Annotated in this window: 17 protein-coding genes and 3 tRNA genes; 8 read left to right on the top strand and 12 right to left on the bottom strand. The window is 68.6% G+C overall.

Translation table 11 applies throughout. From position 1 onward, the window contains the following. Positions 1-115 precede the first annotated feature (115 nt). The 4 genes from N7L95_RS23775 to N7L95_RS23760 all read right to left on the bottom strand — a co-directional run bounded on the left by N7L95_RS23775 (position 116) and on the right by N7L95_RS23760 (position 3,249). Complete coding sequence (locus N7L95_RS23775; protein ID WP_301257712.1) at positions 116-481, bottom strand: group I truncated hemoglobin; 366 nt, start codon at positions 479-481, stop codon at positions 116-118. Positions 482-710: 229 nt separating this feature from the next. Next, complete coding sequence (locus N7L95_RS23770; RefSeq protein WP_301257711.1) at positions 711-1,493, bottom strand: MetQ/NlpA family ABC transporter substrate-binding protein; 783 nt, start codon at positions 1,491-1,493, stop codon at positions 711-713. Between the two features lie 83 nt (positions 1,494-1,576). Beyond that, entirely contained in the window at positions 1,577-2,236 is a 660-nt protein-coding gene (locus N7L95_RS23765) for a methionine ABC transporter permease (protein ID WP_301257710.1), read from the bottom strand. Continuing rightward, on the bottom strand, positions 2,233-3,249 hold the full coding sequence (locus tag N7L95_RS23760) for a methionine ABC transporter ATP-binding protein (protein WP_301257709.1): 1,017 nt from the start codon (positions 3,247-3,249) through the stop codon (positions 2,233-2,235). Before N7L95_RS23760 ends, N7L95_RS23765 begins: the two co-directional genes overlap by 4 nt. Positions 3,250-3,560: 311 nt before the next feature. Here N7L95_RS23760 and N7L95_RS23755 point away from each other — a divergent pair, with 311 nt between their 5' ends. The 8 genes from N7L95_RS23755 to N7L95_RS23720 all read left to right on the top strand — a co-directional run bounded on the left by N7L95_RS23755 (position 3,561) and on the right by N7L95_RS23720 (position 14,001). Further along, complete coding sequence (locus tag N7L95_RS23755) at positions 3,561-5,405, top strand: O-linked N-acetylglucosamine transferase, SPINDLY family protein (RefSeq protein ID WP_301257708.1); 1,845 nt, start codon at positions 3,561-3,563, stop codon at positions 5,403-5,405. Between the two features lie 16 nt (positions 5,406-5,421). After that, complete coding sequence (locus N7L95_RS23750) at positions 5,422-7,641, top strand: type I secretion system permease/ATPase (RefSeq protein ID WP_301257707.1); 2,220 nt, start codon at positions 5,422-5,424, stop codon at positions 7,639-7,641. Then, positions 7,638-8,864 (top strand): beta-barrel domain-containing protein, encoded by a 1,227-nt coding sequence (locus N7L95_RS23745; protein ID WP_301257706.1) that lies wholly within the window; start codon positions 7,638-7,640, stop codon positions 8,862-8,864. The genes N7L95_RS23750 and N7L95_RS23745 overlap by 4 nt, the downstream gene beginning before the upstream one ends. A 2-nt stretch (positions 8,865-8,866) precedes the next feature. Then, positions 8,867-10,240: a TolC family protein gene (locus tag N7L95_RS23740; protein ID WP_301257705.1), complete on the top strand. Its 1,374-nt coding sequence runs from the start codon at positions 8,867-8,869 to the stop codon at positions 10,238-10,240. A 144-nt stretch (positions 10,241-10,384) separates the two neighbouring features. Beyond that, the gene (locus N7L95_RS23735; protein WP_301257704.1) at positions 10,385-11,128 is read left to right on the top strand and encodes a hypothetical protein; all 744 of its coding nucleotides are present in this window, start codon (positions 10,385-10,387) and stop codon (positions 11,126-11,128) included. Positions 11,129-11,144: 16 nt separating this feature from the next. Further along, positions 11,145-12,317 carry a glycosyltransferase gene (locus N7L95_RS23730; protein ID WP_301257703.1) on the top strand — a complete coding sequence of 391 codons (1,173 nt, stop codon included), beginning with the start codon at positions 11,145-11,147 and terminating at the stop codon, positions 12,315-12,317. 55 nt (positions 12,318-12,372) lie between these two features. Then, positions 12,373-13,116 carry an FkbM family methyltransferase gene (locus N7L95_RS23725; RefSeq protein ID WP_301257702.1) on the top strand — a complete coding sequence of 248 codons (744 nt, stop codon included), beginning with the start codon at positions 12,373-12,375 and terminating at the stop codon, positions 13,114-13,116. 27 nt (positions 13,117-13,143) lie between these two features. Continuing rightward, on the top strand, positions 13,144-14,001 hold the full coding sequence (locus tag N7L95_RS23720; protein ID WP_301257701.1) for an O-fucosyltransferase family protein: 858 nt from the start codon (positions 13,144-13,146) through the stop codon (positions 13,999-14,001). A gap of 192 nt (positions 14,002-14,193) precedes the next feature. On the opposite strand, the gene N7L95_RS23715 is transcribed toward N7L95_RS23720, so the two are convergent. The 8 genes from N7L95_RS23715 to clpP all read right to left on the bottom strand — a co-directional run bounded on the left by N7L95_RS23715 (position 14,194) and on the right by clpP (position 20,704). Further along, on the bottom strand, positions 14,194-14,694 hold the full coding sequence (locus N7L95_RS23715) for a GNAT family N-acetyltransferase (protein WP_301257700.1): 501 nt from the start codon (positions 14,692-14,694) through the stop codon (positions 14,194-14,196). A 49-nt stretch (positions 14,695-14,743) separates the two neighbouring features. Continuing rightward, the gene (locus tag N7L95_RS23710) at positions 14,744-15,271 is read right to left on the bottom strand and encodes a hypothetical protein (RefSeq protein WP_301257699.1); all 528 of its coding nucleotides are present in this window, start codon (positions 15,269-15,271) and stop codon (positions 14,744-14,746) included. Between the two features lie 264 nt (positions 15,272-15,535). Next, positions 15,536-15,611 (bottom strand) — tRNA-Gly (locus N7L95_RS23705). A 68-nt stretch (positions 15,612-15,679) separates the two neighbouring features. After that, positions 15,680-15,753, bottom strand: a tRNA-Cys gene (locus N7L95_RS23700). A 99-nt stretch (positions 15,754-15,852) separates the two neighbouring features. After that, a tRNA-Gly gene (locus tag N7L95_RS23695) sits at positions 15,853-15,928 on the bottom strand. A gap of 161 nt (positions 15,929-16,089) precedes the next feature. Further along, entirely contained in the window at positions 16,090-18,525 is a 2,436-nt protein-coding gene (gene lon, locus N7L95_RS23690) for an endopeptidase La (protein WP_301257698.1), read from the bottom strand. A 90-nt stretch (positions 18,526-18,615) separates the two neighbouring features. Beyond that, positions 18,616-19,890 (bottom strand): ATP-dependent Clp protease ATP-binding subunit ClpX, encoded by a 1,275-nt coding sequence (gene clpX, locus N7L95_RS23685; protein ID WP_301257697.1) that lies wholly within the window; start codon positions 19,888-19,890, stop codon positions 18,616-18,618. Between the two features lie 205 nt (positions 19,891-20,095). After that, a complete protein-coding gene (gene clpP / locus N7L95_RS23680; RefSeq protein WP_301257696.1) occupies positions 20,096-20,704 on the bottom strand; it encodes an ATP-dependent Clp endopeptidase proteolytic subunit ClpP in 609 nt (202 codons plus the stop codon). Between the last annotated feature and the right edge of the window lie 9 nt (positions 20,705-20,713).

Genomic DNA, 20,713 nt, shown 5'->3' with positions numbered 1-20,713 from the left:
GCCCCGGGGCCCGGCCCGAAGGCCGCCCCGCTCACGCGGTGGCGGCCTTTCTTCTTGCCTGCATGGATCGTGCAGGCCAGTCGCAGGCGCTGCGGGCCGCCGGGCCGGCGCGCGGTCAGCGGCCGAGGATGTCGTCGCGCACCGTCTCGGTGACGAGGGCCACTTCTTCGACGAGGTCCTCGGCCACGCCCATCTCGCGCAGCGTGGCGGCGAGGTCTTCCACCACCGCGTCGAAGTGCGTGTCGTTGAGGCCACGCGCCACCAGCGGCGCGTGCGAGGCGCGCATGCCGCCACCGCTGTAGCTGCCGGCGCCGCCGAAGGCATAGGTCAGGAAGGCCTTCTGGTGCTGGCGCTGGCGCGCCATGTCGATGCCGTCGAAGAAATGCCGGATGCGGTCGTCGGCCAGCACCCGGTCATAAAAGCGGTCCACCGCCGCGTCCACCGCGGCCGGGCCGCCCAGCCTCTCGTACAAAGTCGCCATCGTGGTGCCTTTCCTGCTCGTGGGATGCAACGCCGCCCGAAGGCGGGCTGGCGTGAACTTTCTCACAGCGTGCCAGGCCCGCGGCCGGCACCCGCCCAAGCCCGACCTCGCCAGGCGGGCTTCGCGCAGCGCGCCCCGCCTGGGCAAAAGAAAAACCCCGCCGGCTGCGCACTGCGCAGGCCGGCGGGGCCGGGTCGGGTCGGGTCAGGTCGGCTGCGATCGTGCCGGATCAGAAGGCCGGTACCACCGCGCCCTTGTACTTGTCCTCGATGAACTTCTTCACTTCGGGCGAGTTCAAGGCCGCCGACAGCTTCTTGACGGCCGCCGCGCTCTGGTTGTCAGGACGGGTCACCAGCGCATTGGCGTAGTACGACTTGCCGGTCTCGAAGAAGATGGCGTCACGCGTCGGCACCAGCTTGGCCTGCAGGGCGTAGTTGGTGTTGATGATGGCGGCATCCACCTGGTCCAGCACGCGCGGCAGGGCGGCGGCATCGAGCTGGCGGATCTTCAGCTTCTTGGGGTTCTCGACGATGTCACGCTCGGTGGCCAGGATGTTGGACGGGTCCTTCAGCTTGATCAGCCCCAGCCCGGCCAGCAGCAGCAGGGCGCGGCCGGTATTGGCCGGGTTGTTGGGCACTGCGATGGTGGCGCCCTGCGGCAGCTCGGCGGCCGACTTGTACTTGCGCGAATAGGCGCCGAAGGGCTCGATGTGCACCGGCGTCAGCAGCACCAGGTTCGTGCCCTTGCTCTTGTTGTATTCGTCGAGGTAGGGCTTGTGCTGGAAGAAGTTGCCATCCAGGCGCTTCTCGCTCACCTGCACATTGGGCTGGATGTAGTCGTCGAAGACCTTGACCTGCAGGTCCACACCTTCCTTGGCCAGGCGCGGCTTCACGAATTCGAGGATCTCGGCATGCGGCACCGGGCTGGCCGCGATGGTGAGGGTATCGGCCTGGGCGGCCGCGGCCGCGACGGCGAGCACACCGGCGGTCAGGAGGGAGAGCAGCTTGGACATGGGATTTCCTTTGTGGTGCAAGTGAGAGAGCTTGTGCGTGAGTGAGTGAGTGAGGGCGTGGTCGACGGCTCGGCCCGGCGTGCCTACTTGCGGGTGTACCTGCGCACCAGGTGGTCGCCGGCCCACTGCACCAGCTGCACCAGCAGCACCAGCAGCACGACCGTCACCACCATCACGTCGGTCTGGAAGCGCTGGTAGCCATAGCGGATCGCCAGGTCGCCCAGGCCGCCGCCGCCGATCGCCCCCGACATGGCGGAGTACGAGATCAGCGCAATGGCGGTCACCGTGACGGCCGCCAGCAGCCCGGGCAGCGCCTCAGGCAGCAGGCCGCCCAGCACGATCTGGCGGGTGCGCGCGCCCATCGCCTGGCAGGCCTCGATGACACCGTGGTCCACCTCGCGCAGCACGTTCTCCACCAGCCGGGCGAAGAAGGGCGTGGCAGCCGCCACCAGCGGCGGGATGGCACCCGGCACGCCGATGGAGGTGCCGGTGACCCAGACCGTGACTGGCAGCATGACGATCAGCAGGATCACGAAGGGCAGCGAGCGCAGCAGGTTCACTACCAGCGACAGCAGCGTGTAGAGCACCGGCCGCGCCAGCAACTGCCCTGGTGCGGTCAGGAACAGCAGCACGCCCAGCGGCAGGCCCAGCAGCACGGTGAACAGCAGCGAGACGCCGCTCATCGTCAGGGTGTCGAGGCTGGCCTCCGCGATTTCGGGCCAGAAGATGCCGTCGAAGTTCATGCCAGCACCTCATGGCGGATCTCGTGCCGCTGCAGCGCCGAGCGCAGCGTGTCGCCGGTGGCCGCATCGGGCAGGCCCACCACGATCTGGCCGTAGGGCCGGCCCTTGATGTGCCCGATGGAGCCGCGCAGCACGTTCAGCCGCAGGCCCGATTCGATGGCGATGTCGCTGAGCACCGGGCGCGTCGCGGTGTCGTCCAGCAGGGTCAGCCGCCACAGGGTGCCGGCCGCATGGCCGGGCAGTTCATCGGCAATGTCCCTGAGGTCCACCGCCGCGCCCGACTCGCTCACCAGCAGCCGGGTCACCGGGTGCTTGGGAAACAGGAAGACATCGGCCACGTCGCCCACCTCCACCACCTCGCCGCGCTCGAGCACCGCGACGCGGTCGCAGACGGTGCGGATCACGTCCATCTCATGCGTGATCAGCACGATGGTCAGGCCCAGCTTGCGGTTGATGTCCAGCAACAGGCGCAGGATGGACTGGGTGGTCTCGGGGTCGAGCGCCGAGGTGGCTTCGTCGCACAACAGCACCTTGGGGTGGTTGGCCAGCGCGCGGGCAATGCCGACCCGCTGTTTCTGCCCACCCGACAGCTGGGCCGGGTACTTGTTGCGATGCTCGCCGAGGCCGACCAGCTGCAGCAGCTCGTCGACCCGTGCGTCCATCGCGGCCTTGTCATGCACGCCGGCGAGCTTCAGCGGGAAGCGCAGGTTCTCGGCCACCGTCTTGGCGCTGAGCAGGTTGAAATGCTGGAACACCATGCCGACGCGCTGGCGCAGGCCCTGCAGCCGCGTCGCGTCGAACGCGGTGATGTCTTCGCCGTCGATGTGGACGTGGCCGGCGGTGGGCCGCTCCAGCAGGTTGAGGGTGCGCACCAGGGTGCTCTTGCCGGCGCCGGAGCGCCCGATGATGCCGAAGACCTCGCCCTCTGCAATGGAGAGGTTGACGTCCTTGAGCACCGTCACCGGGGCTGCTGGCGTCTGGAAGGTCTTGCTCAGGTTCTCGATACGAATCACAGGCGGGGCGCCTCTGCGCCTTGGGAAGCGGAAAGGCCGTGACTCTAGGGTTTACCCCGGAATCAGTGAACTAACTTATGTGCATGTGCTTATGCACCTCTGTAGGGCATAAGGAGGCGCATCTCACCGTCCGCGGGCCTGCCGTGCGTTGTGAGCGCGGCTTCACTCTCCCTGCAAATAGCCGCGAAACCCGCCGCTTTTCGGCCCACCCGCCGGCCGCGCCCGCCCTAGCATGCCGGGAGGGCTCGCCGCTGCCGCGTCGCTGCCCGCCTGCTTGACCGCGGGGCCTGCCCCGCCAAGGACCTCCAGCGATGACCGTGAAAGATTCCGCAGTCCAGACCTCCGCCGCGGCCCCTGTGGACGCCACGCTGCACGCCGCCCTGGCACAGGCCGCCCAGGGCCGCATGCCGCTTGCGCAGCTGCTGGACAGCGCCACCGCCCTCGGCCAGCAAGGCCGGCTCGACGCCGCGCTGGCGCTCTATGAGGCCTGGCTCGCTCACACCGACTCGCCGCACCGCTTCGTCGCCTGCTTCAACTGGGGCACCGTGCTCGGCGCGCTCAACCGCCATGCCGACGCCGAGCAGGCCTACCGCCAGGCCCTGCAGCTCAAGCCCGACTTCGTTCAAGCCCACCTGAACCTGGGCCACCAGCTGGAGCACCTGGGCCGCATCGAGGAAGCGCTGGCCGAATGGCGCACCGTGCTCGCCCTGCTGGACGCCGCACCGCCGGCCGATGAGGAACTGCGCCTGCACGCGCTCAACAACCTGGCCCGCGCGCTTGAAGCCCACAAGCGCTACGACGAAGCCCAGGCCTGCATGGAGCAGAGCCTGGCCGTGCGCAGCGACCAGCCCAAGGTGCTGCAGCACTATGTGCACATCCGCCAGAAGCAGTGCGCCTGGCCGGTCGACCGGACGCCCGAGGGCGTGAGCCGCCACCAGCTGCTGATGGCCACCTCGCCGCTGGCCATGCTGAGCGCCTCGGACGACCCGGCGCTGCAGCTGCTGGCCGCCAAGCAGTTCGTGGCCGACCGGGTGCCGGCCGCCGGCGCGCCGCTGCCGCCCCGGGCACAGCGCCGGCCGGGCCGCATCCGCATTGGCTACCTGTCGTCCGACCTCTGCCTGCACGCGGTGGGGCTGCTCACCGCCGAGCTGTTCGAGCTGCACGATCGCAGCCGCTTCGAGGTCTACGGCTTCTGCTGGACCCGCGAGGACGGCTCGGCGCTGCGCCAGCGCCTGCTCGCGGCAATGGACCACCACATCCGCATCGGCCACCTCGACGACCGCGCCGCGGCCGAGCTGATCCGTGCCCATGACATCGACATCCTGGTCGACCTGCACGGCCTGACCTCCGGTGCCCGCCCCGGCATCCTGGCGCTGCGGCCGGCACCGGCGCAGGTGTCCTACCTGGGCTTTCCCGGCACCTCGGCACTGCCCGGCGTGGACCATGTGCTGTGCGACCGCTACGTGGTGCCGGAGGCGCTCACGCCCTACATGACCGAGAAGCCGCTCTACGTGCCGCGCTGCTACCAGGTCAGCGACCGCAAGCGCGAAGTGGCGCCCACGCCACAGCGCGCCACCTACGGCCTGCCGGAGGACGCCTTCGTCTACTGCTCCTTCAACAACAACTTCAAGTTCACCGAGGAGCTGTTCGACACCTGGCTGCGCGTGCTGTCGCAGGTGCCGCGCAGCGTGCTCTGGCTGCTGGCCGACAACCGCTGGGCCGAGCAGAACCTGGTGCAGCGGGCCGAGGCCCGCGGCATCGCGCGCGAGCGGCTGATCTTCGCGCCGCGCGTCTCGCCGGCCGAGTACCTGGCCCGCTTCAAGCTGGCCGACCTCTTCCTCGACACCTTCCCCTACAACGCCGGCACCACCGCCAGCGACGTGCTGTGGATGGGAACGCCCATCCTGACCCTGTCGGGCCGCACCTTCATCTCGCGCATGGCCGGCAGCCTGCTGGAGAACGTGGGCCTGCCCGACCTGGTGACGACCAGCCTGGCCGAGTACGAGCGGCGCGCCGTCGAGCTGGGCCGCCAGCCGCTGCGCATCGCCTCCTACAAGCGCTATCTGGCCGAGCATTCGGCCGCTTCTCCGCTGTTTGACGTGCCGGGCCTCGTGAAAGACTTGGAAGACACGCTCGCCGGCCTCGTCACCGGCTGAACCGCAGGACCCCGCCTTGTCACACGCCCCCGCTTCCGCCGCCGCCGACTCGTTGCTGCAGGCCCTGGTCTGGCTGTGCCGCCGCCATGGCCTGGAGCGCACGCCCCAGTCGCTGCTGGCCGGCCTCGCGCTGGACGGCCGCCTGCGGCCCGACCAGGCGGTACAGCTGCTGCGCGACGCCGGCTTCAACGCCGGCCTGGTCGAGCGCCCGCTGCCGCAGCTGCTGTCGCTGCTGATGCCGGCGGTGCTGCTGATGAACAATGGCGAGGCGGTGCTGGTGCTGCGCCGCCTGCCCGCCACGCGGCGGCGCGACGCCGCCCGCTATGAAGTGCTGCTGCCCGCCAGCGGCGAAGCGCCGCGCGAGGTGACCGAGGACGAGCTGCAGGCCGAGTACGCCGGCCACGCGCTGCTGGCCTCGCTCAAGCCCACCGGCGTCGCTGGCGAGCACGAGGCCCAGGGCCCTGCCGCGCACTGGCTGTGGGGCACGCTCAGGCGCTTCCTGCCCTACTACCGCTCCGCCATGCTGGCGGCGCTGCTCAGCAATGTGCTGATGCTGGCCACCGGGCTGTTCACCTCGGTCGTGTATGACCGCGTCATTCCGCACCAGGCCTTCGTCACGCTGTGGGCGCTGGCCGGCGGCGCGCTGCTGGCGGTGGTGTTCGACCTGGCCGCGCGGCAGCTGCGCAGCTACCTGATCGACCTGGCCGGCAAGAAGGCCGACGTGGCGCTCGGCACCGCGCTGTTCCGCCAGACCCTGGGCCTGCGGCTGGAGCACCGGCCGGAGTCGGCCGGCGCCTTCGCCCACCATGTGACGCAGATCGAGGTGGTGCGCGACTTCTCCGCCTCGGCCACCATCTCGGCGCTGACCGACCTGCCCTTCATCGCCCTGTTCGTCGGCATGACCTGGCTGGTGGCCGGCCCGCTGGCGCTGGTGCTGGTGCTGGCCATCCCCATCGTGCTCGGCCTGTCGTGGGGCGTGCAGAGCGTGCTGCGCCGCTACATCAGTGCCAACCTGAAGCAGCATGCCGACCAGCACGGCGTGCTGATCGAGGCCGTCGAAGGCCTGGAAGACCTGCGCGCCGCTGGTGCCCAGGGCCACTTCATGCAGCGCTTCGAGCAGGCCAACGCCGCTGCCTCGCACACCGCGCTGCAGGCGCGCGCGCTCTCCAGCTGGGTCAACAACGTGGCCATGGTGTCGCAGCAGCTCGTCACGCTGGCCATGCTGGTGTGGGGCGTGCACCTGATCGCCGAGCAGCAGCTCACCGGCGGCGCGCTGATCGCCGCCGTGATGTTCGGCACCCGCGCCATCGCACCGCTGGGCAGCGTGGTCAGCCTGGCCTCCCGCTACCAGGGCGCACGGGCCGCGCTGCGCTCGCTCAACGAACTGATGGCCTGGCCCACCGAGCGCGAGCCGGGCAAGCGCTACCTGCCCCGCCCGCAGCTGGACGGCCGGCTGGGCCTGCACGGCGTGCAGTTCGCCTATCCCAAGGGCTCGCGCGCGCATGCGCCCACCGTGCTGAAGGGCGTGAACCTGGTGATCCAGCCGGGCGAGCGGGTGGCCGTGCTGGGCAAGATCGGCAGTGGCAAGTCCACCCTGCTGCGGCTGCTGGGCGGCCTCTACCAGCCCACCGAGGGCCTGGCCGAGGCCGACGGACTGGACCTGCGCCAGATCGACCCGGCCGACTTCCGTGCCCAGGTGGGCTTCGTCTCGCAGGAGCCGCGCCTGTTCCAGGGCACGCTGAAGGACAACATCCTCATGGGCCGGCCGCATGCCGACGCCGAGCAGTTCGTGGCCGTGACCCGCCTGACCGGGCTGGACAAGATCGCCGCGGCCCACCCGATGGGCTTCGACCTGCCGGTGGGCGAGATGGGCGGGCTGCTGTCCGGCGGCCAGCGCCAGCTGGTGGCCCTGGCGCGCTGCCTGGTGACGCAGCCGCAGGTGCTGCTGCTCGACGAGCCCACCAGCTCGATGGATGCGCAGGCCGAGGCCGCCTTCATCCACCACCTGCGCACCGCCATCGGCCGGCGCACCCTGGTGGTGGTGACCCACCGCCCCGCCCTGCTGAGCCTGGTCGACCGGGTGGTGGTGGTCGAGGCCGGGCGCATCCTGGCCGACGGGCCGAAGGCGCAGGTGCTGGCGCTGCTGTCGGGCCAGGCGCCGGCCACCGCCCCGGCTGCCGCGCCGCAGAACGAGGCGGCCGCCGCGGCGGCCGCGATGGAAAAGGTGGCGGCATGAACGCGCGCAGCGCGCCCACCGGGCGCTACTTCCATGGCGACGAGGCCTTCCTCAGCGGGCTCAGGCAGTCCGAGGTGACCGAATCGACCCCGCGGGCCTCCTGGGCGCTGGTGCTGATGCTGCTGGCGGTGGCCAGCGCCTTCGGCTGGGCCGCGCTGGCCCGCGTGGACCGCATCACCAAGGCCGAGGGCCGGGTGGTGCCGGTCGGCCGCGAGCAGGTGATTGCCAGCCTGGAGGGCGGCATCCTCGGCGAGATGATGGTGCGCGAAGGCCAGCTGGTCGAGCCCGGACAAGCGCTGCTGCGGCTGGACCCGACCCGGGTGGAAGCGCAGCAGAACGAAGGCCGCGCCAAGCTGCTGGCCCTCAAGGCCAGCATCGCCCGGCTGAGCGCCGAGGCCGCCGGCCGCACGCCGTCCTTCCCGGCCGAGGTGCAGGCGGTGCCGGGCCTGGTGAAGAACGAAATGGCCACCTATTCGGCACGCCGCCAGGCGCTGGACGAGGCGGTGGGCGTGAGCCGCCGCAGCCTGGCGCTGTCGCGCCACGAGCTGGAGATGAGCGAGAAGCTGGCCGCCAAGGGCCTGCTGTCGGAGGTCGAGATCCTGCGGCTGCGCCGCCAGGGCAACGACCTGGAGCTGCAGATCCAGGAACGCCAGAACCGCTATCGGCAGGACGCCAGCACCGAGCTGCTGCGCGCCCAGACCGAGCTGGCCCAGCTCGATGAGCAGATGGTGGTCAAGCAGGACGTGCTGCGCCGCACCACGCTCACCTCGCCGGTGCGCGGGCTGGTCAAGAACATCAAGCTCGGCACGCTGGGCGGCGTGGTGCCGGGCGGCGCCACCATCCTGGAGATCGTGCCGGTCGAGCGCGGCGTGCTGGTGGAGGCCCGCATCAAGCCGGCCGACATCGGCTTCGTGCGGGTCGGCCTGCCGGCCGAGGTCAAGCTCAGTGCCTACGACTACTACAGCTACGGCGGCCTGAAGGGCACCATCGAGCAGCTCAGCCCCGGCGTGCTGGGCGAAGATGGCCACGCCAGCAGCGCCGACGCCAGCTATTACCGCGCCGTGGTGCGGGCAGACGTCACGGCGCTGCGCACCCATGGCCAACCGCTGCCGGTGCTGCCCGGCATGACGGCCACGGTGGAGATCCGCACCGGCGAGCGCAGCGTGCTCGACTTCCTGCTGCTGCCGGTGCTGAAGTCGCAGGAAGCCTTCCGGGAGCGATGAGCGTGAGCCTGCAGTCCTTCTTCGCCCGCCACGCGGGCGCCGGCCGCCCCTGGCTGCTGTGCGCCGCCCTGGCCGGCCTCTGGCCGGCGGCCGCGAGCAGCGCGCCCTGCACTGGCATCCGCGACTCGGCCCTGCCCGCACTGTCCGCCGCACCCGACACCCGGCCGGCGCTGGGGCAGCTGCAGGCCCTGGCGCGCCTGGCCGAGCAGCAGAGCCAGGCGCTCGCCGCGGCTGGCCTGTCGGCCCAGGCGGCACGCGCCGATCTGGACGAAACCCGCGCCACCGGCGGCCCGCAGCTCAACCTGGGTGCCGCGGCACTGCAGGTGGGCGCGCACAGCAGCGGCCTGCCCTCGCAGGGGCAGTCGCAGGCCAGCCTGTCGCTGAGCCTGAGCGCCCCGCTCTACGACGGCGGCCGGCAGCGCTACCTGGCAGCCTGGCGCGAGCGGCTGGCCGACGCCGCCGCCCTGGGCAGCGGCGCCCTGCGCGAGCAGGTGCTGATGGAGGCAGTCGGCAGCGCGCTGGAGCGCAACCGGCTGCTGCTGCAGGCGCAGATCTATGCGCAGTACGTCGGCAAGATGAGCTGCCTGTCCGGCGCACTGCAGGAGATCGTCACGGTCGACCGTGGCCGCGCCAGCGAACTGGTGCAGGCCCGCAAGACGCAGGCGCAGGCGGCCATCTCGGTGGAGGCCGTCGCCACCCAGGTGCGGCAGGCCGAGGAGCGCCTGCGCAAGCTGCTGGGCGAGCGGCTGCCGGCGGGCGAGGACATTGCGCAGGCTTTCTACGGCCTGCCGGCGCTCGACGAGGTGACCCGCCAGGCCGAAGCCAGCCAGGAGCTGCGCCAGCTGGGCCTGCAGGCGGACGCCGCGCGGCAGTACGCCCAGGCGGTGGCCGCGGCACGCCGGCCGCAGCTGAGCTGGACCGTCAGCCGCAGCCAGACCGCCGGCAGCGACCGCGACAACGCCGCCTGGCAGGCCGGCGTGGCGCTGAACTACACGCTGTTCGACGGCGGTGCCGGCGGCGCCGCCGAGAGCGCGGCGCTCAAGCGCGCCGAGGCGGCGCGCCTGCAGCAGGCCGAGCTGCGCGCCACCCGGCTGGCCCGCGTGCGCGAGCTGTACGAGGCGGCCAGCGCCGCCTTCGCCCGCGCCCGGCAGTACGCCGAGGTGCTGCAGGACAGCGACCGCGTGCGCGATTTCACGATCGAGCAATGGTCGCAGCTCGGCCGCCGCTCGCTGTTCGACGTGATGTCGGCCGAGAGCGAGTACTACGGCCTGCGCGTGGCCTACGTCAACGCCCTGCACGACGCCTTCCTGGCCAGCGCCCAGCTGCGCTCGGCCGGCCAGGGCCTGGCCGGCTGGCTGCTGCCGGCCGCCCGCTGAGGCGGCCCGGCCAAGCCGCGATTTGCGGCCCCCGGAGGCGGCTTTTCCTTCGACTGCAGGACGGGTGCGCGGGCGACACTGCCTGTCATCCCGCAGCGCAGCTTCTGCGCCCCTCCCCCAGCGAACCGAAGAGAGACCGCCCCCATGGACATGGCAGCCGCGCCGACCCAGCACGAGGTGCTCAACCTCATCAAGATGATCCGTCCCTGGACCATGCGGGGTTCGACCAAGGTGCGCATCGGCAACGACTACGACGGCGGCTACGTGCTGCCGGCGCAGGTGCTGAACTGCGATGCCATCGTCTCGGTGGGCGTGGGCCCCGACGTCAGCTTCGACCTGGTGCTGGCCGAGCGCGGCGCCAAGGTGCTGCAGTACGACCACACGGTGCCCGGCCTGCCGCAGGAGCACCCCAACTTCATCTTCCACAAGAAGGGCTGGGGCGTGCGCACCGAGGGCGACTTCCTCGGCTTCGACGACATGTTCGCCCACCTGCAGGCGCTGAACCCGAAGCGCGCCATGCTCAAGTTCGACATCGAGGGCGGCGAGTACGCGGTGCTGGACGCCATCCGCCCCGAGCACCTGGCGGCCTTCGACGTGGTGGCCTGCGAGTTCCACGGCTTCGAGAAGCTGCACGACCGCGGCTTCTACCAGCAGGCCCTGCGCGCCTTCGAGAAGCTCAACGCGAGCCATGTGCCGGTGCACCTGCATGCCAACAACGCGCTGGGCGTGGTGCTGGTGCAGGGCGTGCCCATTCCGCTGCTGCTCGAGGTGGCCTGGCTGCGCAAGGACCTCGACCAGTTCCCCGGCCTGTCGACCGATCCCATCCCCGGCCCCTTCGATCGCCCCAACATCCCCGGCCGCATCGACCTCTGCCTGAACGCGTTCTGAACCGGCACCGCGCACGATGGATACCTCCCACAAGCATCTGCTGATCGAAGGCTGGCGTGGCGTGAACCACTCGTTCGCGCTGGTCAACCAATGCCAGATCCTGGAGCTGCAGAAGCTCGGCGGTGTGCGCCTGTTCCACCGCGACCTGCCGTTCGCCATGCCGCACTGGAATGCCAAGACCCATGCCGCCGGCTTCTCGGCCGCCGACAGCGCCGCCATCGCAGCGCTGCGCGAGCCGGCCGCCGGCGAGCGGGTGGACTGCATCTACCGCATCAGCTCGCCCTTCCGGGCCGAGCCGGCCAGCGCCGTGAAGACGCTGACCTTCATGGTCACCGAGCTGGGCCTGTCGGCCAAGAGCTTCGAGCCCGGCAGCGCGCACGCCGAAGCCTTCACCCGCGATGGCAACCTCATCGTGACGCCCACCCACTGGTCGCGCGACCGCCTGGTGGACTGGGGCTTCGACCCCGGGCACATCCGCGTGGTGACTCATGGCGTCTACGAGGACACCTTCCACCCGCTGAGCGCCGAGGAACGTGCCACCAACCGGGCCAACCTGGGCCTGTGCGAGGACGAGACCGTCTACCTCAACCTCGGCGTGGCCACCTGGAACAAGGGCATCGACCTGGTGCTGCTGGCCTTTGCCGAGCTGCGCCGCCAGGGCCGCCGCGCCCGCCTGATCCTGAAGGACCAGCGCGGCCTGTATGGCATCTCGGTGGAGCAGGTGCTCAAGGACCTGTGCACCAGCCATCCCGCACTGTTCACCGCAGAGACGCTGGGCGCCATCCAGGTGGTCAGCGTCAACCTCAGCCAGGCCGAGCTGCGGCTGCTGTACGGCGTGGCCGACTGCTATGTGTCGCCCTACCGTGCCGAAGGCTTCAACCTGCCGGTGCTGGAAGCCATTGCCTGCGGCACGCCGGCAGTGGTGACCGACGGTGGCGCGACCGACGACTTCTGCCGCCCCGGCGTGGCCCTGCGGGTCGAGAGTGATGCCGGCAGCCGCGACGACCGCGCCTCCGGCAGCGTGGCCCGCTATCGCGAGCCGCGGCTGGCCTCGCTGGTCGACGCGATGGACCGCTTCGCCCGGCGCGAGGCCATCGCCCCGGCCACCTTCGCGCAGGCCCGTGCCGCGCTGATGCAAGACATGACCTGGGCCCGTGCGGCACAGGCGCTGCGCGCGCTCGTCGATTGAGCGCCGCTGCCACCCCTTCTTCGATGTCCCCCGCCCTGTTTCCTGGAGCCCCAACGTGAACCCGACGAACAAGCCTGTCCAGAACGACGTGCTCAACCTGGTGAAGATGATCAAGCCGTGGGCCATGCGCGGCAGCACCAAGGTGCGCCTGGGCAACGCCTATGACGGCGGCTATGTGATGCCGGCTCAGGTGCTCAACTGCGACGCGGTGGTCTCCATTGGCGTGGGCCCGGACGTCAGCCTGGACTACGCGCTGGCCGAGCGCGGCGCCAAGATCCTGCAGTTCGACCACACCGTGGACGGCACGCCGCAGCAGCACCCCAACTTCATCTTCGCCAAGCTGGGCTGGGGCCGGGTCACCGAGGGCAACCTGCTGAGCTTCGACGACATCTTCGCCCGGCTGCTCGCGCTCAACCCGAAACGTGCGCTGCTGAAGTTTGACATCGAGGGGGGCGAGTACGAGGTGCTGGAGACAGCCAAGCCGGAGCACCTGGCCTTCTTCGACGTGATCGCCTGCGAGGTGCACGACTTCGAGCGCCTGGGCGACCCGGTGTTCTTCGACCGCGTGCGCCGCACCTTCGAGAAGCTGGGCATGCACCACATGCCGGTGCACCTGCATGCCAACAACTACCAGAGCGTGGTGCTGGTCGAGGGCGTGCCCATCCCCAAGGTGCTGGAGCTGAGCTACCTGCGCAAGGACCTGGACCACTTCCCGACCTACTCGTCCGACCCCATCCCCGGCCCGCTGGACCGTCCCAACTGCCCGGTGGTGCCCGACATCGTGATGAACCCCTTCTGAGGCCCGGCGCGAGGCACTGACATCATCATGCGATCGATCTACATCTATTGCGACGGCGGCTTCGGCAACCGGTACAACGCGGTGCTTTCGGGGCTGGTGCTGGCCGAGGCGGCCGACCTCAACCCCATCATCGTCTGGCCGACCAACAACTGGTGCGGCGCCGCCTTCGAGGACATCTTCGAGCCCACCGCCCACACCGTGGTGCGGCGCGAGCTGACCACCTTCGTCGCCGAGAAGGACCAGCAGCACCACCTGATGGTGGAAGACCACCTGCGCATGGGCGTGCCCAACCAGTCGCCGGTGCTGTTCCCCGCCTTCGCCGAACTGCTGGCCTATGTGCGCGGCAGCGACAAGGACGTGTTCTATTACACCGCCCTGGTGCCGCCCTGCATGGACGCCCAAGCGGTGCGCCGCCAGGTGCGTGCGCTGCGCTTCCGCCCGGAGATCCTCGCGCGGGCCGACGACTTCGTGCGTGAACAGGCTGGCGGCGGCGAGTTCTTCGGCGTGCAGATCCGCAAGACCGACTTCGGCGCCAACGGGGCGGACGACAACAACCTGTTCGACCTGATTGGCAAGTGCCCGGACCGCCGCTTCTTCGTCTGCTCCGACGACAAGGGCGTGGAGGAGCGCTTCGCCACCCTGCCCAACGTGGCCATCCACCACAAGCGCGCCCACGTGGAGAAGCTGGTGGACGGCGACTGGACCACCACCACCGCCGACCAGAGCGGCCGGGTCTATGCCTGCAACGTCAACCGCAGTGCCGTCAGCGTGATCGACGCGATCGTGGACTTGCTGATCCTGTCGAAGTCCAAGGTTGTCAAGACCTCGAACAGCACCTTCCTGAACGCCGCACTGATGATCCAGGCCTGCGGCGTGGGGGCCTGAGCAGGGTAGCCACCGCCGCGGCTGCTGATGCTCATGCAGGCCTTCAGTGCCTGCATCCGCCTGCGCGGGTGGCCGGGCCTGCTACGGCACGGACGGGCAGCGGTGAAGCACCGGCCCGGCTTGCCGCCTGCGGGTGCCCGGGCGGCCCGTGTTGGGGAAGCGATCGTGAGAGCGCATGAGGGCCGCGAGGCCTCATCCAACGCAAGGCGGCGCGGCGTGCCACAGGTAGTCGAGCACGACCTGCCGGCCACCGGCGCGGTGGCTGCGGTAGGACAGCCCGACAAAGCAGAAGCGCTCCCCCTCCAGCAAGCGGATCGAAGCCCGGTTGTCGCGCAACACCGAGGCTCGCAGCCGCCCGAGCCCGCCCTGCTCACCCGCCAGCCGACACGCGGCGCGCAGCAGTTGCAGGCCGCAGCCCTGCCGCTGACACCCCGGCGAGACGACATAGCTGACGATGCCGTCGCGCACCCACGCCGCGCCGGCGACGAGTGACTCCTGGTCGACCGGGCGGCGCACCAGCTGGATGGCCGGTGCGCCGCAGGCGTGCGCCTGCCGCTCCAGCTCCTCCAGAATGTGTGCCCGGGTCCTCGGTTGCCCGTAGTAGGCCGCGGCGATGGCCGGGACCGCAAGGAGATCGGCCACGCTGCGAAGATCTGCGGCCCGCATGGCCTCGATCTTGAACGCCAGCTGCATCGCCGCGCCCTGGCCACCCGATGGCCGGGCGGCGCGGCGCAAGCCGATCTCAGCCGAACCTGCAGAAGAAGAACAGGCCCTGCCCATAGTTGGCGTGGCAGTAGTCGACGAATTCGGCCAGTGTCTGGTAGGTGTCAATCGGCTGCACGCCGCGCTGGCCCGTCATGTTGTCGAGCGACACCTGGCCGCCGGGGTTCGCAGCGAACTTCATGAAGGTGCCACCCGTGTTCGGCTTGTTCGCGTCGGTCTGGGTGATCGTGATGCCATGGGGGCCGGCCTGCAATCTGCCGTAGTGGAAGGCGCCCGTCTGGGGGACGACGAAGGCGACGGCCTGGGCATGTGCCGGCGGCGCCGCGAGCTGGCGGAACAGGGGGCCGATCAGCCCGTGCAGGTGGTGGAAGGACGCCGGCGTTCGCACGGCGGGTGGCTGGTCCGGCGTGGCGCCGTGCGGATCGATGGATCCGACCTGGTAGCCGCCGGCGATATCGCCGGCGGCATGCTGGCCACAATCGGCGTTGCCGCCTGGAAATTTCTTAAAGCCGCGTTGGTCGCCGCTGCTCCATGTGCCGTTGTGCATGACCTACCTTTCGAGCGTGTGAAGGAACGAAGGCCTGTGCATCGTAGAGCAGCCAAGGAGGTGCACGCCCCCAGGAAACAGGGGCACCTTGACGGACGGTCTTGCAGGGCGGTCGCAGGCGGCAGGGCGACGTCTCGGCCACGACATCGAGGCAGCCAGGCGGGCCCGCCCGCAGCAGGGTTGCCGAAACCCGATCCGGCCGCTGTCAGGCCTGAAGATGGGCAGCACTCAAGCAAAACGGCCCCTGAGGGGCCGTTTGCAATTTGGAGCGGGAGACGAGTCTCGAACTCGCGACCTCAACCTTGGCAAGGTTGCGCTCTACCAACTGAGCTACTCCCGCGTGGAGTCTTCATTTTTCAGCCTTCCCATCGGTAGGCTGGCCAGGCGCTTTTCAGCGCCAAGGAATCCTGGAGGCGGAGGCCGGAATCGAACCGGCGTGGACGGCTTTGCAGGCCGCTGCATAACCACTTTGCTACCCCGCCAAGGGCCCGGCGCCAACTCTCGCCAGAACAGGAAATCCTGTCAACGAAAAGGGAAGCAACAAGGACACTGGATCCTCAGACGCTTCCCTTTAGAGATTCTGGAGCGGGAGACGAGTCTCGAACTCGCGACCTCAACCTTGGCAAGGTTGCGCTCTACCAACTGAGCTACTCCCGCATCGCTTGTGATTCTTTTTCAAGAACCTCAGCGCTCTCTCTCAAGAGCTTCAACGTTCTGCTTTGATTTGAACTTGTCGTTCAATCTCTGCGTTTCGCTGAAGCTCGCAGTATATGCCGAAAGATTCGAGGTGCGCAAGCAGCACCTCGAAAATTTCTTCTTCAGTGCTTCAGGACGTCCGAAGTCGTCGCGTCGGCGGTCGCCACATCCTTCGCAGGCGTGGCGGCCGGGTCGACCTTGGCCGGCTCTTCGTCGACCAGCGCCGTCGGCATGGCTTCCAAGGCCACTTCCAGCACCTTGTCGATCCACTTCACCGGCACGATCTCGAGCTGGCCCTTCACGTTCTCCGGGATGTCCTGCAGGTCCTTGACGTTCTCCTCCGGGATCAGCACCGTCTTGATGCCGCCACGGTGGGCCGCCAGCAGCTTTTCCTTCAGGCCGCCGATGGCGGTGACCTCACCCCGCAGGGTGATCTCGCCCGTCATGGCCACGCTCGCCCGCACCGGGATGCCGGTGAGTGCGGACACGAAGGCAGTGGTCATCGCAATGCCCGCGCTCGGGCCGTCCTTCGGCGTCGCTCCATCCGGCACGTGGATGTGGATGTCGCGCTTCTCGAAGGCCTCGTCCTTGATGCCCAGGCGGCGGGCGCGGCTGCGCACCACCGAGCGGGCCGCTTCGACCGATTCCTTCATCACGTCGCCCAGCGAGCCGGTGCGGATGATGTTGCCCTTGCCAGGCATCACCGCCGACTCGATGGTCAGCAGGTCGCCGCCTACCTCCGTCCAGGCCAGGCCCACGACCTGGCCGACCTGGTTTTCCTTCTCGGCCATGCCGTACTGGTAGCGGCGCACGCCCAGGAAGTCGTTCAGGTTCTCTTCCGTCACCTGCACCCGGCCTTCGTACTTCTTCAGCGTCAGGCCCTTCACCACCTTGCGGCAGATCTTGGAGACCTCACGCTCCAGCGAACGCACGCCGGCCTCGCGGGTGTAGTAGCGGATGATGCCGCGCACCGCCGCCTCGGTGACTTCCAGTTCCTCGTCCTTCACGCCGTTGTTCTTCATCTGCTTGGGCAGCAGGTAGCGCTGGGCGATGTTGACCTTCTCGTCCTCGGTGTAGCCGGACAGGCGGATCACTTCCATCCGGTCCAGCAGCGCCGGCGGGATGTTCAGCGAGTTCGAGGTGGCCACGAACATCACGTCCGACAGGTCGAAGTCGACCTCGATGTAATGGTCGCTGAAGGTGTGGTTCTGCTCCGGGTCGAGCACTTCCAGCAGCGCGCTGGAGGGGTCGCCCCGGAAGTCCATGCCGAGCTTGTCGATCTCGTCCAGCAGGAACAGCGGGTTGCGCGTGCCGACCTTGGTCAGGCTCTGCAGCACCTTGCCCGGCATCGAGCCGATGTAGGTGCGCCGGTGACCGCGGATCTCGGCCTCGTCACGCACGCCGCCGAGCGCCATGCGCACGAACTTGCGGCCGGTGGCCCGCGCCACCGACTGGCCCAGCGAGGTCTTGCCGACCCCCGGAGGGCCCACCAGGCACAGGATCGGTGCCTTGACCTTGTCGACGCGCTGCTGCACCGCGAGGTACTCGAGGATGCGGTCCTTGACCTTCTCGAGGCCGTAGTGGTCCTCGTTCAGCACTTCCTCGGCATGCTCGAGATCGTGCTTGATCTTGGTCTTCTTGGCCCAGGGCAGGTTGACGAGGGTGTCGATGTAGTTGCGCACCACGGTCGCCTCGGCCGACATCGGCGACATCAGCTTGAGCTTCTTCAGCTCGCTGTCGGCCTTCTTGCGGGCTTCCTTGGGCATGCGGGCGGCCTCGATCTTCTTCTCGAGTTCCTCGAGGTCGGCACCTTCCTCGCCTTCGCCCAGTTCCTTCTGGATGGCCTTGACCTGCTCGTTCAGGTAGTACTCGCGCTGGCTCTTCTCCATCTGGCGCTTGACGCGGCCGCGGATGCGCTTCTCGACCTGCAGGATGTCGACCTCGTGCTCCAGCTGCTCCAGCAGGCGCTCCAGGCGTTCGGATACCGAGAACAGGTCCAGCACCGCCTGCTTGCTTTCGAGCTTCAGCGGCAGGTGGGCGGCGATGGTGTCGGCCAGCCGGCCGGCGTCGTCGATGCCGGCGATGGAGGTAAGGATCTCGGGCGGGATCTTCTTGTTGAGCTTGACGTACTGGTCGAACTGCTGCGTCACGGCGCGGCGCAGCGCCTCGATCTCGGGCGAGGTGTCGGCACCCGGCGGCACCGGCTTGACCTCGGCAACGAAGTGCTCGCCGTTGTCGTCGATGCGCAGGGTGTTGGCCCGCTGCAGGCCTTCCACCAGCACCTTCACGGTGCCGTCGGGCAGCTTGAGCATCTGCAGGATGCTGGAGACGCAGCCGACCTCGAACATGTCGTCGGACTTCGGCTCATCCTTGCCGGCGGCCTTCTGCGCCACCAGCATGATCTGGCGGCCGGCTTCCATGGCCGATTCGAGCGCCTTGATGGATTTGGGACGCCCCACGAACAAGGGGATCACCATGTGCGGGAACACCACCACGTCGCGCAGCGGCAGCAGCGGCAGTTCGATGGGATCAGGGGGCAAAACGGGATGTCCAGACATCGCTACCTCTCTTTCTCAGACCCGATCTGAGGCCTGAGACTTCGTTTACAAGACTCGCTCGCACAACCGCCCCGCGAGGGGCGGCCGCTCTCACGCACTCGCCTTGGCCTGCTCGCGATAGACGAGCAATGGTTTGGTGCTTTCTTCGATGGTGTGCTCGTCCACCACCACCTTGGCGACGCCGTCGAGCGCCGGCAGGTCGAACATCGTGTCGATCAGCGCCTGCTCCATGATGGAACGCAAACCGCGTGCCCCCGTCTTGCGGGCCAGCGCCTTGCGCGAAATCGAGGCCAGGGCCGACGGCCGGATCTCCAGCTCCACGCCGTCCATGCCGAACAGCTTCTGGTACTGCTTCACCAGTGCATTTTTCGGCTCGGTGAGGATCTGGATCAGCGCGTCCTCGGTGAGCTCGCCCAGCGTGGCAACCACCGGCAGGCGGCCGACCAGCTCGGGGATCAGGCCGAACTTGATCAGGTCTTCCGGCTCGACCTCGCGGAACACCTCGGAGATGCTGCGCTCGGCCTTGGTCTTGACAGTAGCGCCGAAGCCGATGCCCGACTTCTCGGAACGGTTCTGGATGACCTTTTCGAGACCGTCGAAGGCACCGCCACAGATGAACAGGATGTTGGTCGTGTCGATCTGCAGGAAGTCCTGGTTCGGGTGCTTGCGCCCGCCCTGCGGGGGCACCGAGGCCATCGTGCCTTCCACCAGCTTCAGCAGGGCCTGCTGCACGCCCTCGCCCGACACGTCGCGGGTGATGGAGGGGTTGTCGGCCTTGCGGGAGATCTTGTCGATCTCATCGATGTAGACGATGCCGCGCTGCGCCTTTTCGACGTCGTAATTGCAGTTCTGCAGCAACTTCTGGATGATGTTCTCGACGTCCTCGCCGACATAGCCGGCCTCGGTCAGCGTGGTCGCGTCGGCGATCACGAAGGGGACGTTGAGCAGCCGGGCCAGCGTCTGCGCCAGCAGGGTCTTGCCCGAGCCGGTGGGGCCGATCAGCAGGATGTTGCTCTTGGCGAGCTCGACATCCTCCTTCTTGCCGGCGCCGCCCATGTGCTTCAGGCGCTTGTAATGGTTGTAGACCGCGACCGACAGCGTGCGCTTGGCCGCGTCCTGGCCGATCACGTACTGGTCCAGGATGCCCTTGATCTCGGAGGGCACCGGCAGGTCGCCACGCGACGCCTTGGCGTCGCCGCCTTCAGCCGGGACTTCGTCGCGGATGATGTCGTTGCACAGGTCGATGCATTCGTCGCAAATGAACACCGACGGGCCGGCGATCAGTTTCTTCACCTCGTGCTGGCTCTTGCCGCAAAAGGAGCAGTAGAGAACTTTCTCGCTGGAGGAGCCTTTTTTCTCGGGCATGGTCTCGGAGGGAGCTGGGTGTTAAGGGGGATGATAAGTCAAATGAAAACGGGGCCTTGCCGGCGAAATAGGCCCCGTTGTGCGTCTAGTTTCTTTCGCCCCCCCGGCGCCGCCGCCGGCACTGGGGAGCCGGACGCTCCCTGCTGAATAACCGCTCGCGAATCAGGGTTCGCCCGGAGGCGCCCACCGCCGCGAGCCGGCCGCTTCAGCCGCGCTTCTCCAGCACTTGGTCGATCAGACCGTAGCTCTTCGCTTCGTCGGGCGCCATGAAAAAATCCCGCTCCGTGTCGTTCTGGATCTTCTCCAGCGGCTGCCCGGTGCGCTCGGAGAGGATTTTGTTGAGGTTTTCACGCAGCTTGAGGATCTCGCGGGCCTGGATCTCGATGTCGGTGGCCTGCCCCTGGGCGCCCCCCAGCGGCTGGTGGATCATGATGCGCGAGTTGGGCAGCGCATAGCGCTTGCCCTTTGCGCCGGCGGCCAGCAAGAAGGCGCCCATGCTGGCGGCCATGCCCATGCACAGTGTGGAGACGTCGGGCTTGATGAACTGCATGGTGTCGAAGATCGACATGCCGGCGCTCACCGAGCCACCCGGCGAATTGATGTACAGCGAGATGTCCTTGTCCGGATTCTCGCTCTCCAGGAACAGCAATTGCGCCACCACCAGGTTGGCCGTCTGGTCGTTGACCGGCCCCACCAGGAACACCACCCGCTCCCGCAGCAGGCGGCTGTAGATGTCGTAGGCCCGCTCACCGCGGCCCGACTGCTCGATGACGATGGGCACCATGCCCAGGTTCTGCGTATCCAATGCGCTCATGGAATCCTT

The sequence above is a fragment of the Eleftheria terrae genome, from assembly GCF_030419005.1.
Taxonomy (GTDB): domain Bacteria; phylum Pseudomonadota; class Gammaproteobacteria; order Burkholderiales; family Burkholderiaceae_C; genus Caldimonas; species Caldimonas terrae.
The sequence above is the reverse complement of the archived record's forward strand: the minus strand, read 5'-3'. Positions and strand labels throughout refer to the sequence as shown.

Bases quoted from the DNA above. Each gene is read 5' to 3' on its own strand.
- N7L95_RS23775 (WP_301257712.1), bottom strand. From the start codon at position 481: ATGGCGACTTTGTACGAGAGGCTGGGCGGCCCGGCCGCGGTGGACGCG.
- N7L95_RS23770 (WP_301257711.1), bottom strand. From the start codon at position 1,493: ATGTCCAAGCTGCTCTCCCTCCTGACCGCCGGTGTGCTCGCCGTCGCG.
- N7L95_RS23765 (WP_301257710.1), bottom strand. From the start codon at position 2,236: ATGAACTTCGACGGCATCTTCTGGCCCGAAATCGCGGAGGCCAGCCTC.
- N7L95_RS23755 (WP_301257708.1), top strand. From the start codon at position 3,561: ATGACCGTGAAAGATTCCGCAGTCCAGACCTCCGCCGCGGCCCCTGTG.
- N7L95_RS23745 (WP_301257706.1), top strand. From the start codon at position 7,638: ATGAACGCGCGCAGCGCGCCCACCGGGCGCTACTTCCATGGCGACGAG.
- N7L95_RS23735 (WP_301257704.1), top strand. From the start codon at position 10,385: ATGGACATGGCAGCCGCGCCGACCCAGCACGAGGTGCTCAACCTCATC.
- N7L95_RS23730 (WP_301257703.1), top strand. From the start codon at position 11,145: ATGGATACCTCCCACAAGCATCTGCTGATCGAAGGCTGGCGTGGCGTG.
- N7L95_RS23720 (WP_301257701.1), top strand. From the start codon at position 13,144: ATGCGATCGATCTACATCTATTGCGACGGCGGCTTCGGCAACCGGTAC.
- N7L95_RS23715 (WP_301257700.1), bottom strand. From the start codon at position 14,694: ATGCAGCTGGCGTTCAAGATCGAGGCCATGCGGGCCGCAGATCTTCGC.
- N7L95_RS23710 (WP_301257699.1), bottom strand. From the start codon at position 15,271: ATGCACAACGGCACATGGAGCAGCGGCGACCAACGCGGCTTTAAGAAA.
- lon (WP_301257698.1), bottom strand. From the start codon at position 18,525: ATGTCTGGACATCCCGTTTTGCCCCCTGATCCCATCGAACTGCCGCTG.
- clpX (WP_301257697.1), bottom strand. From the start codon at position 19,890: ATGCCCGAGAAAAAAGGCTCCTCCAGCGAGAAAGTTCTCTACTGCTCC.
- clpP (WP_301257696.1), bottom strand. From the start codon at position 20,704: ATGAGCGCATTGGATACGCAGAACCTGGGCATGGTGCCCATCGTCATC.